Below are 15796 nucleotides of genomic sequence, written 5' to 3' on the forward strand. Positions count from 1 at the left end.
CGGTACGATAGAGTGCAAGAATGAATTAAAGAGCGGAGCGGTGCCGAAGTGGTTAAAATCCCGGCCTGGCGTCAGCGTTTTGTGACTCCGTTTCCCGAAATTTCCTGTATCGATACCGCGCAATAGCGCTATTTTAAATGAATCTGCCCGAAATCAACACGTCTCTTTTCAAACGCCTGCGATTTATTCTTGTCGAAACTAGTCGCTCTGGCAACATTGGCGCCGTCGCGCGCGCCATGAAAACGATGGGTTTTTCCGATCTGGTGCTGGTCAACCCCCGCTTTCCCGATGCCTTGACGGATGCGGAAGCGGTGGCCTTCGCCAGCGGTGCGCAGGATATTTTGTCGGGCGCGCGCATCGTCGGCTCGATCGCCGAGGCGCTCGAAGGCTGCAATTACGCGGCCGCCGTGTCGGCCCGGTTGCGCGAATTCTCGCCGCCCGTCACGGCGCCGCGCGCCATCGCGGCCCAGCTGGCGGCCAGCGAAGAGCTGCACGCGGCCGTCATCTTCGGCAACGAGCGCTTCGGCTTGCCCAACGAGATCGTCGAGCAGTGCAATGTGCTGATCAACATCCCCGCCAATCCCGAGTATTCCTCGCTGAACCTGTCGCAGGCGGCGCAGGTCGTCGCCTATGAATGCCGCGTGGCGGCGCTCGGCGATGGGCAAATGGCCAGCCCCGTCGGTTTCCATGGCGACGCGGCGAGCCTGGCGCAGGTTGACGGCATGTACGCGCATCTGGAGCAGGCGCTGGTCGCCATCGATTTCCTCGACGCCGACAACCCGAAAAAACTCATGCCGCGCCTGAAACGCCTGTTTTCGCGCACGGGGCTGGAAACGGAAGAAGTCAACATCCTGCGCGGCATCGCGCGGCATATCCTGGCGGTAGCCAAAAAAGGCCCATGATCGAGACCCGGCTGCTGCGCCAGTTCATCGCCGTCGCCGAGGAACTGAACTTTCGCCGCGCGGCCGAACGGCTGCACATGGCGCAGCCGCCGTTGTCGCAGGCGATATTGCGGCTGGAAGAGGCGCTCGGCTACCCCGTATTCGAGCGCACGAACCGCAAGGTCGCCTTGACGCCGGCCGGCAGCACTTTTTTGGCCACGGCGCGCCAGGTGCTCGCCAGCCTGGAAGAGGGCGTGGCCGCTGCGCGCCGCGTGGCGCAGGGCATCGAGGGCCACTTGCGCCTCGGTTTCATCCACATCACGCCGTATGCCCACGTGCTGGGCGCCTTGCGTGCGTTTCGCGCCGCCTCGCCCGCCGTGCAATTCACCTTGCGCGAAGCGTCGACGCAGCAGCAGGTCGAGTGGCTGGAAAAAAACGAGATCGACATCGCCTTGCTGCGCGCACCGGGCCGCAGCACGCCGGGCTTGCGCTTCGAGCGCCTGTCCGGCGAAGACATCGTGATCGCGCTGCCGTCGGACCACCGCTGCGCGGGCCAGGCGAAGGTGGACCTGGCGGACCTGGCGCAAGATGATTTCGTCGCTTCGCCGCGCGAGCTGGGCCAGGGCTTCCACGACCAGCTGGCCAGCCTGTGCCTGCACGCGGGCTTCGTGCCGCACGTGGCGCAGCAGGCGCGCCGCCTGCAAACGGTGCTGGGACTGGTGGCGGCCGGTTTTGGCGTGGCCCTGCTGCCGGCCAGCCTCGCCGCCTGCGCGCCAGCGGGCGTGGTCATGCTGCCGCTGGCAAGCCGCGCGCCCGAAGCGCTGCGCCAGCTCGACCTGTACATGGCGTGGGACCCGCAGCGCGACTCTCCCGTGCGCGAGCGGCTGCTGGAGCAGCTGCGGCGGTCTGCCGCACATTGAGACATTCAGGGTCTCGTTTCAATACAAATAAGATATTTTACAGATGATGGCCCAGGGGCCAGCATGGCGTTTTGATTTGCTGGAAGCGCCATGTCTCCTGTTTCTATCCGCGCCGCGGCACCCCTGCCGCCCGCCATTTATCTGCTCTCCCTGTGCAGCTTCGCCTTCGGCTTGTGCGAATTTATCGCCGCCGGCCTGCTGTCTCCCATGGCGCGCGACTTGCACGCCAGCGTGGCCGCGGCAGGCGGCGCCATTGCCGCGTATGCCCTGGGGGCGGCCATCGGCGCACCGATCCTGACGGCGATGCTGGCGCGCCGGCCCACGCGCCAGGTGCTGGTGGCCACCATGCTGGTGCTGGCGGCCGGCAGCGTGGCCATGGCGGCCGCGCCGGCGCTGGGCGCGCTGCTCGGTGTGCGCTTTGCCGTGGGACTCGCGCATGGCGTGTTCATGGCCGTCGCTTCGCATGCGGCCACCAGCCTGGTCGAGCCGTCCCGCGCGGGACGGGCGTTATCCATCGTCTGGCTGGGCCTGACCCTGGCGCTGGCGGGCGGCGTGCCGCTGGGGACGTGGCTGGGCGCCGTCTCGTCGTGGCGCTGGGTATTTGCGGCCATCGGCGTGCTGGCACTGTGCGGCGGCGCCGGCTTGCGCTTTGCCATGCCCACCGCGCGCCAGCAGCTTGCCGCCGTATCGGCGCTGGCCAGCCTGCGCGCCATCGTGCAGCCGCCCCTGCTGCTGGCGGCAGGCGTGGCGGCGCTGGTCAGCGTGGCCACCTTCAGCTTTTTCACGTATGTCTCGCCTTTCCTGCTGCAGCTGGGCGGGCTCGGTGCGGCCTGGCTCAGTGCCGCCATGCTGTGCTTTGGCGCGTGCGCCATCGGCGGCAACCTGCTGGGCGGCTGGTGCGCCGATAGGCCCCACGCGCTGCGCGCCACCGTGCTGGCCCTGGCCGCGCTGGCGCTCAATTTGCTGGCGTTTTATATGCTGCAGGCCTGGCCACTGGCCTTGCTGGCCCTGTGCGGCACCTTGGGCTTGCTGTTCTTTGCCCTCGTCACCCTGTCCACCATGCGGCTGCTGCGCCTGGCGCAATGGCATTGCCCGGGCAGCGACGCCGTGGCGGCGGGCCTCAATATCGCCGCCTTCAATGCGGGCACGGCTGCCGGTGGCGCGTTGGGCGGCGTGCTGATCGTCGCCTTTGGCTTGCCCAGCATCGCCATCGGCGGGGCGCTGGCGGCGCTGCTGGCCATGCTGCCGCTGTGGTTCCCGTCGCGCAAACTAGACGGGTCGCTCTAGTTTTTGCGTTCAAACGCCCGCTGCCTTTGGCGTACACTGGCCTGCAAAAGGCCGTACAAAACAAGGGGAGACATGGGGATGCGACGCAGATCGTTTCTGAAACTGGGCGTGCTCGGCGCGGCTGCGCTGGCGGCCGGCGGCGCCGCGTACCGCCTCGTGCGCGGACCGGCGGCGCCTGGCCGCTTCGTGCTCGATGGCGGGGCGCGCACGGCGCTGACGGCCATCGTGCCGGCCATGCTGGGCAGCGCCTTGCCGCAGGACGCCACCGCGCGGGCTGCGGCGTTGGACGGTGCCATCGCCGGCGTGGACACGGCCATCCGCGGCTTGCCCCTGGCGGCGCAGCAGGAAGTGCAGGATTTGTTTGGCTTGCTGGCGCTGGCGCCCGCGCGGCGCTTCGTCGCCGGCGTGCATGGCGGCTGGTTTGATGCCGACCCGGCCCAGGTGAGTGCTTTTCTGCAGTCGTGGCGCACGCACCGCCTGGCCACCTTGCAGACGGCTTACCTGGCCCTGCACGACCTGATCCTCGGCGCCTGGTATGCCGATGCCGCCCACTGGGCCGCCATCGGCTATCCGGGACCGCTGCCCGAACTGAGCGCATAAGGCATCCATGAGCACATCTCCCATACCCGATCCCATCGCCCTCGGCGTAGCCAGCGGCTGGAACGTCACCGACGCCAGCACCCTGGGCGCCGACCGCACTTTCGAGGCGGACGTCGTCGTCATCGGCAGCGGCGCCGGCGGCGGCGTGACGGCGGAAATCCTCGCGCTGGCCGGCTTGAAGGTCTTGATCGTCGAGGAGGGCGGCCTGAAGTCCTCGCAAGACTTCAAGATGCGCGAAGCGCAAGCCTATCCCGCACTGTACCAGGAATCGGCCGCGCGCAAGACGCGCGACAAGGCGATCAATATTTTGCAGGGACGCACCGTGGGCGGCTCGACCACCGTCAACTGGACCTCGAGCTTTCGCACGCCGCCCGGCACGCTCGAATACTGGCGCAAGCATTTCGGCTTGTCCGGCTATGGCGTCGATGCCATGGCGCCCTGGTTTGCCATGATGGAAAAGCGCCTGCACGTGAGCGACTGGGCCGCGCCGCCCAATGAGAACAACGATCTGTTGCGCCGTGGCGCCGCGGCGCTGGGCATCCCCACGGCCGCCATCCGGCGCAACGTGAACGGCTGCTGGAACCTCGGCTACTGCGGCATGGGCTGCCCGACCAACGCCAAGCAGTCGATGCTGGTGACGACGATCCCCGCCGCGCTGGCGCTGGGCGCGGGCCTGCTCGTGCATGCGCGCGCCGAGCACTTCATCTTCAAGGGCGAGCGCGTCGACAGCCTGCAAGTCACCGCGCTGGACGCGGCCGGACAAGTGCCGACGGGCGTGCGCCTGACGCTGCGCGCCAAACATTTTGTGCTGGCCGGCGGCGCCATCAATTCGCCCGCGCTGCTGCTGCGCTCGCAGGCGCCCGACCCGCACGGCTTGCTGGGCCGGCGCACCTTCTTGCATCCGACCGTGGTCTCGGCGGGCCTGTTCCCGCAGCGAGTCGACGCCTATGCGGGCGCACCGCAGACGATTTATTCCGACCATTTCCTGCACGTGGCGCCCATCGATGGCCCCATCGGCTACAAGCTTGAAGCGCCACCGCTGCACCCGCTGCTGATGGCCACCACCATGGGCGGCTTCGGCGACGAGCATGCGCGCACCATGCGCGAATTTCCCCATGCGCACGCCTTGCTGGCGCTGCTGCGCGACGGCTTTCACCACGATGCGGCCGGCGGCACGGTAGCCATCGACGGTTTCGGCGCGCCCGTGCTCGACTATCCGCTCACGCCGTTCATCTGGGATGGCGTGCGGCGCGCGCTGCTGTCGATGGCGGAAATCCAGTTCGCGGCCGGCGCGCGGAGCGTGTATCCCGTGCATGAGCTGGCCAGCCACTACACGAGCTGGGCGCAGGCGAAGCAGGCCATCGGCGATTTGCAGATGAAGGCGCTGCTGGCGCGCGTGGTGTCGGCCCACGTGATGGGCGGCTGCGCCATGTCGGACGATGCGCGCCTTGGCGTGACGGGCGCCGATGGCCGCTACCATGGCGTGCGCAACCTGTCCGTGCACGATGGCTCGCTGTTCCCCACCTCGATCGGCGCCAATCCGCAACTGACGATCTATGCGCTGGCAGCGCGCCTGGCCAGCGGCCTGGCGCAAGCGCTGACGGGCAAGCCGGCCCCCGTTCCCGTTGCGACGACCGCATGATCGCGCGCATCCTCAAGTGGCTGATGCTGCTGCAAGTACTGGCCGTGCTGGGCTTGGCGTACCTGGCCATGCATGCCTGGAGCGTCGCGTCGCCGCTGCTGGCCGTGCTGCTGGCGCTGGCCATGTTGCTGGCCATGCGTGCGCTGATCGTCGCGCGCAATTTTTGGGAAAGCCGGCGCCTGGGCAGCCCCGTGCCACGGGAATATCAATTGGGCGCCATGGCCGCCGCGCGCCTGTTTGGGGGCGAGTTGCGCGCCACCCTGTGGACGTCGTCGTGGGGCATGTTGCGTCCGCGCCTGCAGGCGGCCGGCGGCATCCCCGGCCAGGGCCTGCCCGTGCTGCTGGTGCACGGCTATGTGTGCAACCGCGGCTACTGGACAAAGCTGAGCCTGCAACTCGCGCAGGCGGGTATCGCGCATGACGCCGTCGACCTGGAACCGATCAACGCCGACATCGAGGACTTCGTGCCGCAGATCGAGCAAGCCATTGGCCAGCTGTGCGCCCGCACGGGCAGCGAGCGCGTCATCATCGTCGCCCACAGCATGGGCGGCCTGGTGGCGCGCGCCTGGCTGCGCCGTTTCGGCGCGGCCCGCGTGGCCCGCATCGTCACCATCGGCACGCCGCACCACGGCACGGCGCTGGCCAACCTGGCGGCGGGGACAAATGCGCGCCAGATGAGCCGTGTCGATGGCACGCCGAGCGGCTGGCTGGCACAGCTGGCCGCCAGCGAGACACCGGAGACGCGCGCCCTGATCACCTCGATCTATTCGCATCACGACAATATCGTCGCGCCGCAATCGTCCGCGCAGCTGCCCGGCGCGCGCAATCTCGCTTTCGGCGGCATCGGCCACGTGGCGCTGGCCAGCGATGCGCGCGTGCTGCGCCAGGTGCTGGCGGAAATCACTATCGAAGACGAAGTCGCCCGGCCCCCATCTGCCCCCCGTTTCGCCTGAATCCTGTTGTGTTTTGTCTGCATGGCAAGACTGTCTCTTTTGACTCTGCTGTTGCCCATGTTTAACAACGCAAGGGGCAGATAATGCTGTTTTCCACTGGCGTACTGTATTAAGCTAACGTCGGAAGACAGCCGGAGAAAATTTGTTCATGAGGCCGCTTGCGCCGTTCCGCAGGCGCACGGTAGCCAGATATTTCTCTGAATGTATGGCAAGATGTTGTAGGATTGTTATGTACGCCGCACAGGCGGAAGCCGAACGCAGGCAGAAGATGAGTCCATGCCGTTTTTATTGGGGGCGCTAATTGTCCGCACGTATCCTGATTATCGAAGATAACGCCACCAATATGGAATTGATGGTGTATTTGCTGCGTGCCTTCGGGTACACGCCGCTGGCCGCCTATGATGGCGAAGAGGGTGTGCGCATGGCGCGCAGCGAATTGCCGGACTTGATCATTTGCGACGTGCATTTGCCCAAGCTCGATGGCTATGGCGTGGTGGCGGAGCTGAAAAAAGACCCGCAACTGCGCAAGATCCCGGCGCTGGCCGTGACGGCGCTGGCCATGGTGGGCGACCGCGAGCGCCTGCTCGAAGCGGGCTTCAATGGCTACATCGGCAAGCCGATCGAACCCGACCTGTTCGTCGCGGAGCTGGAGTCTTTTTTACCCGGGGCGCCGTCGACGCCAGTTAAAAACGACATAGCCACCATCCTGATCGTCGATGATCATGTGCTGAACCGCGAGTTCCTGACCGCACTGCTGGGCTACGGCGGGCACCGCCTGCTGGAGGCGGCCAACGGCGCCGACGCGCTGGAAATACTGCGCACCGAGCGGCCGGACCTGATCATTTCCGATATCCTCATGCCGAACATGGATGGCTACGAATTCGTCACGCGCGTGCATGCCGATGCCGCGCTGACCGACGTGCCCATCATCTTTTATACGGCCACCTACCGCGAGCAGGAAGCGATCCTGCTGGCGCAGGCGTGCGGCGTGCGCTGGGTCCTGCCCAAGCCATCGGACCCGGAAGTCATCGTGCGCACCGTCAACGAGGCGCTGGGACTGATGCCGGCGGCGGCCCAGGTGCCGGCGGCGCCGGGCGTGGGCAGCGGTGCGCCCCCTTCCGCCACGGGCAAGCTGGCCGGCATCGAGCACCAGGTCAGCGGCTACCTCGACGAACTCGAATCGAGCAGCCAGCAGATTTCGCAGCTGGCCAGCCAGCGCGAGGGCCAGGCCGCCATTCCCGAAGACCTGGGCATCATGACGGAGCGCTTGTCGCGCTCACTGTCGAGCCTGCAGGCGGTGAGCCTGCGCCTGACGGCCCTGATCGAACTGGGCATCGAGCTGGGCGCCGAACGCGATCCGCGCGCCCTGATCGAGGCGGGTTGCAAGGTGGCGCAGAATATCTGCGTCTCGAAGTATGCCTGCATCGGCGTGCTGGAAGAGGGCGCCGAAAAGCTCAGTTATTTTTCCTCGTGCGGCGCCGAGAAAAACCTCGAGCGCATCGCCAGCACGCCGCGCATGGGCATTTTGAACCGCTTGCTGGAACAGCGCCAGCCCTACCGGGTCAATGGCTTGAAGGGCGACCCCGCTGCGCTGGGCCTGCCCGACACGCACCCGCCCGTGCACTCCTTCCTGGGCGTGGCCATCGCCTCGCGCGAGCGCAGCCACGGCTGGCTGTACCTGGTCGACAAGCTGGGGGCGAATGAATTTTCCGAAGTCGACGAGCGGGTCGCCGCCACGGTGGCGGCGCAGATCGCCGTCGCCTACGACAACCTGCTGCTGTACGACGAAATCAAGCGCCACCACGAGCAGCTGACCCTGGACATGGCGGCGCGCATCCGCCTCGATGAAGACCTGCGCCGCTTCCGCCTGGCGATGGACGCCACGGCCGACGCGATTTTCCTCGTCGACCGCGCCGGCATGTGCTTCGTCGACGTCAACCAGACGGCGTGCCGCATGCTCGGTTTCGAGCGCGAGGATTTCCTGCGCGTGGGGCCGGGCCGCGCGCACGAGGGAGAGTCCCAGCTGGAAGAGCTGTACAACAAGCTGCTGGCCGGCGACCAGGGCGGCCCGATGACGGAATTGCAGCTGCAGCGCAAGGACGGCTCGCCCCTGTCCGTGGAAGTGCAGCGGCGCACCCTGCGCTCGGGGCAGAGCTGGATACTGGTGGCCGTGGCGCGCGACATCACCGAGCGCAAGGATGCCGAGCAGCGCCTGATGAAGCTGGCCCATTTCGATACCCTGACGGGCTTGCCGAACCGCAGCCAGTTCTATGCCTCGCTGACCCATTCGCTGGCCCAGGCGGCTGAACACCAGTGGGCCGTGGCCGTGCTGTTCATGGACATCGACCGCTTCAAGAATATCAACGACACGCTGGGCCACACCATCGGCGACGATTTGCTGCGCCAGTTTTCCAGCCGCCTCGTCGATTGCCTGCGCGTGCGCGACACCATCGGCCGCTTTGGCGGCGACGAATTCGCCACCATCCTGCTGCTGCCGGAAGGCGCCCAGCATGCCGTCGGCGTGGTCGACAAGATCCGCGAGGCGATGCGCAAACCGTTCGACTTGCAGGGCCACGAGGTGACGGTGACGGTCAGCATCGGCATTTCCGTGTTCCCCGATGACGCGGCCGATGCGGACACCCTGATTCAATATGCCGACACGGCCATGTACCGCGCCAAGGAGGCGGGCCGCGACGCCTTCCGCTTCTTCACGGCGGAAATGAACGCGCAATCGATGGCGCGGCTGGACATGGAAAATGCCCTGCGGCGCGCCATCGACAACGAGGAATTCGTGCTGTTCTTCCAGCCCAAGGTGAATATCATCTCGGGGCGCATCAGCGGCGCCGAGGCGCTGATACGCTGGCGCCGGCCCGGCCACGGCATGGTCTCGCCAGCCCTGTTCATCCCCCTGCTGGAAGAAACGGGTCTCATCGTGCGCGTCGGTAACTGGGTGCTCGACGAGGCGTGCAAGAAGATCAGCGAGTGGGGCGCCAGCAGCATCGGCCCCGTGCACCTGTCGGTGAATGTCTCGGGCATCCAGTTTTTTGTCGGCGGCCTGGAAGAAGAGGTGCTCAAGGCGATCCGCAAGTACGATATCGCGCCCGACCTGCTGGAGCTGGAGCTGACGGAAAGCTCGCTGATGTCGAATGCCGAGGAAACCATCGCCGTGCTGCGCAACCTGAAGGCGCTGGGCATCCAGATTTCCATCGACGATTTCGGCACCGGCTATTCCAGCCTGGCCTATCTGAAGCGCTTCCCCATCGACAAGCTGAAGATCGACATCGCCTTCGTGCGCGAAGTGACGAGCAATCCGGACGACGCGGCCATCGTGCTGGCCATCATCAGCATGGCGCACAGCATGAAGCTGGAAGTGATCGCCGAAGGCGTGGAAAACGATGCGCAGCTGGCCTACCTGCGGCGCCACGGCTGCGACGAGATGCAGGGCTATTATTTCAGCCGCCCCGTGCCGCAGGAAGAATTCGAGCAGATGCTGATGGGCGGCAAGCTGCTGCAAGCGCCCGAGGATGCGGGCAGCGAAGAGCAGCAAACCTTGCTCATCGTCGACGACGACGTCTTCATGCTCGACGTGCTCAGCGACTTCCTGGCGCAGGACGGCTACCGCATCCTGACGGCGCAGACGGCCGCCGAGGGCTTCGACATCCTGGCGCGCCACAAGGTGCAGGTGATCCTGTGCGACCAGTGCATGCCGCTCATGAGCGGCACCGAATTCATGGAGCGGGTCAAGCATCTGTGCCCCGACACCTTCCGCATCATGCTGTCCGCCTTTGCCGACCTGACGCCCATCATGGCGGCCATCAACCGCGGCGCCGTCGACCGCTTCTATACCAAGCCGTGGAAAGGCGCCGTGCTGCGCGAGAATATCCGCGAAGGCTTCCGCCTGCACAAGCTGCTGCATGGCCCCGTGAAAGCGGCGGCCTAGGGGCTTGCTAGGCGCTGGCAACCGGCCGGCCGTGTGCGCTGGCGCACCTTGAGCGGTAGCTTTCCATCGAATTAGACTCCCGTCTCTAGTTTTGCTCTCTAGAATAAAAGTATCCATGTAGTGGCATGGCCTTTCACATGACGGGAGCTGGCGATGGTGAAGAAACTGAAGGAGCTGACGGAAGACACGGAATTGGCAAGCGCCGTGCGCTCGTCCGCGCAGCAGATCTGGCAAGCGGGCCTCGGTGCCTTCGCCAAGGCGCAGGAAGAGGGCGGGCGCGTGTTTTCCCGGCTGGTGAAGGAAGGCACGGAATTCCAGAAACGGGCCGAAGACAAGGTGGCCGACGTCAGCGGCAGCGTCAGCAAGCTGGCCGATGGCGTGGGCAAGCAGGCCAGCGGTTCCTGGGACAAGCTGGAACAGGTGTTCGAAGAGCGCGTGGCGCGCGCCTTGGCCACCATCGGCGTGCCCACGCAGCAGGATATCGCCGCGCTGCACGCGCAGATCGATGCCTTGAGCCGGCAAGTGGCGGCGCTGTCGGCCAAGCCCGCGCCAGCGCCCAAGCCGAAGGCGGTGGCCAAGCCCGCCGTGAAGGCGGCGCCCAAAACCGCACCGACATCCGCATCGAAGGCGGCCGCCGCCAAGGCCCCGGCCAAGCTTGCGGGCAAGGCGGCGAGCAAACCTGCCGCGAGACCGGCGGCGAAGAAAAAAGCACCGGCCGCCTGAGCCGGCGCCGCATCCCTCCGGCCTGCTCGCGCAGGCTTTTTTTTGCCCCGGCTTTCGCCGCCGCCGTGGGGCGTAGTGTTTCATTACAGCTATCTTAGGTGGTATGCTTGACGCAGAACACAGAGAGATTGCCCGCCATGCTACAAAAAGCACCACGCCGTACCCGCGAACGCATCCTGGAGTTGTCGCTGCGCCTGTTCAATGAGTTTGGTGAGCCGAATATCACGACGACCGTGATTGCGGAAGAGATGAATATTTCGCCGGGAAACCTGTACTACCACTTCCGCAACAAGGACGACATCGTCAATTCGATCTTCGTCCAGTTCGAGGCGGAAATCGAACGTATCCTGACCGTGCCCGACGGACGCCGTTCGAATATCGAGGATGTCTGGCTGTACCTGCACCTGATGTTCGAGCTGATCTGGCGCTACCGCTTTTTCTATCGCGACCTCAACGATTTGCTGTCGCGTAACCGCAAGCTGGAACTGCACTTCAAGCTGATCCTGGCGCACAAGATCAAGGTGGCCACGCAGCTGTGCGAGGATTTGCGCAGCGAACAGTCGCTGGAAGCGTCGGACATGGAAATCGGTGCGATGGCGACGAATATGGTGGTCGTTGCCACCTACTGGCTGTCGTACGAGTATGTGCGCAACCCGCGCAAGTACAGCGAGCAGCAATCGATGTCCGATGCGCTGGCGCGCGGCTGCTACCAGGTGCTGTCGCTGATCGGGCCGTATTTGCGCAATGAAACGCATTTGCTGTTTCGCAAACTGTCGGAAGAGTATGTGACCAAACTGAAGAACGACTGACGCTGCTGCTGGCGCCACGTCGTCAATTACAGGAGAGATATATGGCTTGGAAACAATTTCCCTATCCGGACGACGCATATGTCTACACGCCGCAAACCCTGGAAGCGGCCTGGACGCGCCTGCATGCGGGCGACGTGGAACCGTTTCCCACGCACCCGTCACTGGTGCAAGCCTGGCTGGCCTTCCATGCGGGCGACTTCGAGCGCGCCGTGAAGCTGGGCCTGGCCGTCGGCGTGCCCGGCTATGCGGTGGCGCACAAGGCCACGTGTATCTACGCCACGCACTTGGAAGTCGATGACAGCCAGAAACTCGACATGTACGAGGAAGTGGCCGAGCGCTGCGAGCGCCAGCAGAGCGAGCAGCCGGACAATCCGGCCGGCTATTACTGGCATGCCTACAGCCTGGGCCGCTATGCGCTGGGCACGTCCGTCGTCAAGGCCCTGGCGCAAGGCATGGGCGCGCGCGTGCGCAACAGCCTGGACCGCACGATGACGATAGCGCCCATGCATGCGGAAGCGCATATCGCATTTGGGATTTATCATACGGAAATTATCGACAAGGTCGGCGCCATGATAGGCGGCCTGACGTACGGCGCCAACAAGGAAGACGGCTACCAGCACTTCAAGACGGCGCTGGCCCTGACGCCCCATTCGGCGCTGGCGCACAGCGAATATGCGCGCGCCTTGAACATGCTCGACGGAAAGAAAAAACTGGCGGAAGCGCTGGCCCTGTATGAAAAGGCGGCCGAGTGCGTGGCACTGGACGCCAAGGAACGCCTCGAGGTCGAGGCGGCGATCGATGAATTGAAAGGGTAGGAATACTGTGATCAAGGCTTTATGTGTGTACTGTGGCGCCAATGCGGGCGTCTCGCCGGACTATGCCGTGGCGGCGCGCGAACTGGCGCGCGTGCTGGTGGCGGAAAATATTTCGCTCGTGTATGGCGGCGGCAAGGTGGGCCTGATGGGCGTGATCGCCGATGAAGTGCTGCGCCTGGGCGGCGAGGTGACGGGCGTGATTCCCACCCAGCTGGTCGAACGCGAAGTGGGCCATACGGGCTTGACGCGCCAGTTCATCGTGAAGGACATGCATGAGCGCAAGGCGATGATGGCCAGCCTGTCCGACGCCTTCATCGCCATGCCCGGCGGCTATGGCACCCTGGAAGAACTGTTCGAGATGCTCACGTGGGCCCAGCTGGGCTTGCACGCCAAGCCCATCGGCTTGCTCAATGTCGACCGTTTCTATGATGGTTTGATCGCTTTTGTGCAAAACGGCAAGGAACAAGGTTTTATCCGCCCGCAGCACGCGGCCTTCCTCAATGCCGACGCCGATCCTGCCGCGCTGGTGCAGCGCCTGAAGGAGTGCGTGCCGTAAATCATGTCTGCCTGGCCGCCGGTCAGCTGTTTCCTGTCGCTTGCAAGGGCCATGCGGTGCGCACCGCATGGCTTTTTTATTTCTGCACGGGAAAATTGATCGGGCTTGGCGACTCAATTAATAAAAATATGGCAAAAAAATTGTATCTGCAGCATGTTTTTTTGAAAATGAAGATGCTTTTTAGGCATGGGTGTGGTTTACTGGCAGGGTTCAAAGTTAGGAATATCGGACACCGACGAGCGTTGTACAGACTCCCAAAAAAGGTGCCGACCCGTTTCAAGTTGCCCCAACCACGCTACTTCATCATCTCGAAAGGATGCTATTTTGAAACCTATGACCTTCTTGCGAGCGACCGCGGTCGCCGCCATTCTCGCCGCCGCTGGCGGCGCCCAAGCCCAAACCACCATCATCGGCTTCGATTCGCTGGAACAACCGGGCTACTTCGGTTCCGTGTTCAAATCCTACTCCGAAGGCGGCTACAACTTCGACAGCAGCTTCCTCGGACTGCTGAGCTCGGCACATCAGGATAGCTTCGCCTATGCCGGTTCGGCCGGTCTCGGCGCGACGCCCCTGTCGACGACCACCCTGAGCCGTGCCGATGGCGCCGCTTTCTCGCTGGGCTCGATCAGCCTGGCCGACTTCGTGAGCTTGCCCGGTTCCTTTGACGTGACGTTCGTCGGCCACCAGGTGGGCGGCGGCACGGTGAGCCAGACCTTTACCCTCGGTGGCGGCCACACCTTTGCCGATTACACGTTTACGGGTTTCAGCAATCTGCTGTCGGCAACGTGGAAGGAAGGCGCCTTGCATACCTTCCAGGTCGACAATATCGCGGCCACCGTCAGCGCCGTGCCGGAACCGGCCACCTACGGCATGATGCTGGGCGGACTGGGCCTGCTGGCCTTCCTGCGCCGCCGCAAGAACGCCGCCTGAACCTGAGCATGAGGCCGGCCTGCCGGCATCAGTAACAATGACAATGCCGCCCAGTGGATGCCCCGGGCGGCATTGTCATGTGGGCTTCATGCGCCGGACGTCATGACCACAGGCGCTGGCCCGACAGGTCGAGCTGGGTCAGGTACAGGCGCACGTCGAATTCGTACTGGTGGTATTGCGGTTCCATATACGTGCACAGCTTGTAGAACGCCTTGTCGTGCTGCTTTTCCTTGACGTGCGCCAGCTCGTGCACGGCGATCATGCGCAGGAATTCCAGCGGCACTTCCTTGAACATGGTGGCCACGCGGATTTCATGCTTGGCCTTGAGCTTGCCGCCCTGCACGCGCGAAATCGAGGTGTGCAAGCCCAGCGCATGCTGGATCACATGGATCTTGCTGTCGAACGCCACCTTGTTGATGGGTTCCGCATTGCGCAGGAATTCATTCTTCAAGTCCTGCACATACTGGTATAAAGCCTTGTCGTTGCGCACATCGTGCGCGTTCGGATAGCGTTTCAACAAAACGTCGCCCAGCTTGTCCTGTGCGATCAGTTGCTGCACTTGCGCTTGCGTTTGTTCGGAATAGGCGCTCAGGTATTTCAGGGATGGCTGCATGCGGGGAAGGGCGGGGCGTGGCGCGGAGGTGTCGGTAAGGCGAGAATGTACCATACCGCCGCGCCCGGCGCTGCGCCAACCCTTGCACGGGGCCGCCAGGGCCGCCCCGTGCCTTCCTGCGTCAAGCTGCGCGCTACCGTGCCGAGCCGCTCAGCCCGGCCAGTCCCGCCAGCCCTCGTCAGCCCTTGTCGTCTTCGTCCTTGCCGCCCTGCCGGCCAGTGCTGCTGCGCGCCGTCGTGCCGCGGCTTTCATTGGCGCGCTGGGCCGATTGCCGGCTTTCGCCGCCCTTGCGGCCGATTTCCGCCATGTGTTCGCGGTTACGGCTGACGGCTTCGCCGCCTTTCTGCCCGGCACGGCGTGCTTCTTCCGAGTCGAATTCATGCGCCGTGCCTTTTTGATGGGCTGCCTGGCCGCCCTTGCTGGCAATTTCGCGTTGCTGTTCCTCGTTCATGGCGGCGAAACCGCGCTTGCTCGTGCCTTTGCCGCTGCCCGATTCGCCGGCTTTCTGGCTGCTGCCAGCGCCTTTGCCCTGTTCATTACCTTGATTGCTAGCCATGTCGCTCTCCTTGCTGTCGAGTGGGGTCAAGTGGTCAATGCAGGTGTTCAATGCGCCTGCTCGGATTGCCTGCTGGTTTCGTGGTTGCGGCCCGCGCCATCGCGGTGGCCCGTGGCATGCATTTTTTCGATCATTTCACGCTGGCGCTGCGTGGCTTTTTCCGTCTCTTCCGCCGTCTTGCGTACCACTTCGTCGGCGAAAGCCACGGCCGTGCGGCTCGCTTCGGGCAGGTGGTTCTCTGCCGTGCGGTTCATCTCGACATTGGCGTTGGCGACGAGATTGCCGAGTTGCTGCTGGTACTGGCGCAGCTTGTCGCCGCCCGGCTGCACCTGGGCGGCGGCCAGCGACATGAACTCGCCCGTGTCGCGCGCACACAGCAGTTGCTGGCTGGCGCTGCTCCATTCCTGCAGCAAGTCTTGCGCCAGCCGCAGATGCAGCTCGCTCAGTTGCTGCACTGTATCGAACATCTTGCGCGATAGTTCCGTGGCGAAATTGCACTGGGCCTCGAGATGGGACTTCAGGGCGGGGCTGAAACTGGGGGACATACTGTTTGTGAACATGTTCTACCTCA

15 protein-coding genes are annotated in these 15796 nt (G+C 64.5%); 12 read left to right on the forward strand and 3 right to left on the reverse strand.

Annotated features, from left to right (window positions below):
- Nucleotides 1–137: 137 nt before the first annotated feature.
- From BLU39_RS25840 to BLU39_RS29080, 12 genes are all read left to right on the forward strand, one after another.
- The gene (locus tag BLU39_RS25840) at nucleotides 138–902 is read left to right on the forward strand and encodes an RNA methyltransferase (RefSeq protein WP_092718720.1); all 765 of its coding nucleotides are present in this window, start codon (nucleotides 138–140) and stop codon (nucleotides 900–902) included.
- Nucleotides 899–1801 carry a LysR substrate-binding domain-containing protein gene (locus BLU39_RS25845; RefSeq protein WP_092718723.1) on the forward strand — a complete coding sequence of 301 codons (903 nt, stop codon included), beginning with the start codon at nucleotides 899–901 and terminating at the stop codon, nucleotides 1799–1801. The genes BLU39_RS25840 and BLU39_RS25845 overlap by 4 nt, the downstream gene beginning before the upstream one ends.
- A gap of 90 nt (nucleotides 1802–1891) precedes the next feature.
- Nucleotides 1892–3088 carry an MFS transporter gene (locus tag BLU39_RS25850; RefSeq protein ID WP_254789068.1) on the forward strand — a complete coding sequence of 399 codons (1197 nt, stop codon included), beginning with the start codon at nucleotides 1892–1894 and terminating at the stop codon, nucleotides 3086–3088.
- Nucleotides 3089–3160: 72 nt separating this feature from the next.
- A complete protein-coding gene (locus BLU39_RS25855) occupies nucleotides 3161–3688 on the forward strand; it encodes a hypothetical protein (RefSeq protein WP_092718726.1) in 528 nt (175 codons plus the stop codon).
- Nucleotides 3689–3695: 7 nt separating this feature from the next.
- Nucleotides 3696–5330 carry a GMC family oxidoreductase gene (locus BLU39_RS25860; protein ID WP_092718729.1) on the forward strand — a complete coding sequence of 545 codons (1635 nt, stop codon included), beginning with the start codon at nucleotides 3696–3698 and terminating at the stop codon, nucleotides 5328–5330.
- A complete protein-coding gene (locus tag BLU39_RS25865) occupies nucleotides 5327–6283 on the forward strand; it encodes an esterase/lipase family protein (RefSeq protein ID WP_092718732.1) in 957 nt (318 codons plus the stop codon). Before BLU39_RS25860 ends, BLU39_RS25865 begins: the two co-directional genes overlap by 4 nt.
- A 301-nt stretch (nucleotides 6284–6584) precedes the next feature.
- Nucleotides 6585–10223 (forward strand): EAL domain-containing protein, encoded by a 3639-nt coding sequence (locus BLU39_RS25870; protein ID WP_092718735.1) that lies wholly within the window; start codon nucleotides 6585–6587, stop codon nucleotides 10221–10223.
- Nucleotides 10224–10376: 153 nt separating this feature from the next.
- Nucleotides 10377–10946 carry a phasin family protein gene (locus tag BLU39_RS25875; RefSeq protein ID WP_092718738.1) on the forward strand — a complete coding sequence of 190 codons (570 nt, stop codon included), beginning with the start codon at nucleotides 10377–10379 and terminating at the stop codon, nucleotides 10944–10946.
- Between the two features lie 137 nt (nucleotides 10947–11083).
- A complete protein-coding gene (locus tag BLU39_RS25880) occupies nucleotides 11084–11755 on the forward strand; it encodes a TetR/AcrR family transcriptional regulator (protein WP_071324565.1) in 672 nt (223 codons plus the stop codon).
- Between the two features lie 41 nt (nucleotides 11756–11796).
- Entirely contained in the window at nucleotides 11797–12570 is a 774-nt protein-coding gene (locus BLU39_RS25885; RefSeq protein ID WP_092718740.1) for a tetratricopeptide repeat protein, read from the forward strand.
- 10 nt (nucleotides 12571–12580) lie between these two features.
- Nucleotides 12581–13126, forward strand: a complete 546-nt coding sequence (locus tag BLU39_RS25890; RefSeq protein WP_175539421.1) for an LOG family protein — start codon at nucleotides 12581–12583, stop codon at nucleotides 13124–13126.
- A 333-nt stretch (nucleotides 13127–13459) separates the two neighbouring features.
- Nucleotides 13460–14056, forward strand: a complete 597-nt coding sequence (locus BLU39_RS29080) for a PEP-CTERM sorting domain-containing protein (RefSeq protein WP_232731349.1) — start codon at nucleotides 13460–13462, stop codon at nucleotides 14054–14056.
- A 100-nt stretch (nucleotides 14057–14156) separates the two neighbouring features.
- Here BLU39_RS29080 and BLU39_RS25900 read toward each other — a convergent pair whose 3' ends face one another.
- The 3 genes from BLU39_RS25900 to BLU39_RS25910 form a co-directional block, all read right to left on the reverse strand.
- The gene (locus tag BLU39_RS25900; RefSeq protein ID WP_034758768.1) at nucleotides 14157–14669 is read right to left on the reverse strand and encodes a YgjP-like metallopeptidase domain-containing protein; all 513 of its coding nucleotides are present in this window, start codon (nucleotides 14667–14669) and stop codon (nucleotides 14157–14159) included.
- Between the two features lie 178 nt (nucleotides 14670–14847).
- On the reverse strand, nucleotides 14848–15225 hold the full coding sequence (locus BLU39_RS25905; RefSeq protein ID WP_092718749.1) for a KGG domain-containing protein: 378 nt from the start codon (nucleotides 15223–15225) through the stop codon (nucleotides 14848–14850).
- 47 nt (nucleotides 15226–15272) lie between these two features.
- The gene (locus BLU39_RS25910) at nucleotides 15273–15785 is read right to left on the reverse strand and encodes a phasin family protein (RefSeq protein WP_092718752.1); all 513 of its coding nucleotides are present in this window, start codon (nucleotides 15783–15785) and stop codon (nucleotides 15273–15275) included.
- Nucleotides 15786–15796: the final 11 nt, after the last annotated feature.

The organism is Janthinobacterium sp. OK676, from assembly GCF_900103595.1.
In the GTDB taxonomy this organism is placed as follows: domain Bacteria; phylum Pseudomonadota; class Gammaproteobacteria; order Burkholderiales; family Burkholderiaceae_D; genus Janthinobacterium.

Coding starts and splice junctions, on each gene's coding strand:
- BLU39_RS25840 (WP_092718720.1), top strand. CDS start 138: ATGAATCTGCCCGAAATCAACACGTCTCTTTTCAAACGCCTGCGATTT.
- BLU39_RS25845 (WP_092718723.1), top strand. CDS start 899: ATGATCGAGACCCGGCTGCTGCGCCAGTTCATCGCCGTCGCCGAGGAA.
- BLU39_RS25850 (WP_254789068.1), top strand. CDS start 1,892: ATGTCTCCTGTTTCTATCCGCGCCGCGGCACCCCTGCCGCCCGCCATT.
- BLU39_RS25855 (WP_092718726.1), top strand. CDS start 3,161: ATGGGGATGCGACGCAGATCGTTTCTGAAACTGGGCGTGCTCGGCGCG.
- BLU39_RS25860 (WP_092718729.1), top strand. CDS start 3,696: ATGAGCACATCTCCCATACCCGATCCCATCGCCCTCGGCGTAGCCAGC.
- BLU39_RS25865 (WP_092718732.1), top strand. CDS start 5,327: ATGATCGCGCGCATCCTCAAGTGGCTGATGCTGCTGCAAGTACTGGCC.
- BLU39_RS25875 (WP_092718738.1), top strand. CDS start 10,377: ATGGTGAAGAAACTGAAGGAGCTGACGGAAGACACGGAATTGGCAAGC.
- BLU39_RS25880 (WP_071324565.1), top strand. CDS start 11,084: ATGCTACAAAAAGCACCACGCCGTACCCGCGAACGCATCCTGGAGTTG.
- BLU39_RS25885 (WP_092718740.1), top strand. CDS start 11,797: ATGGCTTGGAAACAATTTCCCTATCCGGACGACGCATATGTCTACACG.
- BLU39_RS29080 (WP_232731349.1), top strand. CDS start 13,460: ATGACCTTCTTGCGAGCGACCGCGGTCGCCGCCATTCTCGCCGCCGCT.
- BLU39_RS25900 (WP_034758768.1), bottom strand. CDS start 14,669: ATGCAGCCATCCCTGAAATACCTGAGCGCCTATTCCGAACAAACGCAA.
- BLU39_RS25905 (WP_092718749.1), bottom strand. CDS start 15,225: ATGGCTAGCAATCAAGGTAATGAACAGGGCAAAGGCGCTGGCAGCAGC.
- BLU39_RS25910 (WP_092718752.1), bottom strand. CDS start 15,785: ATGTTCACAAACAGTATGTCCCCCAGTTTCAGCCCCGCCCTGAAGTCC.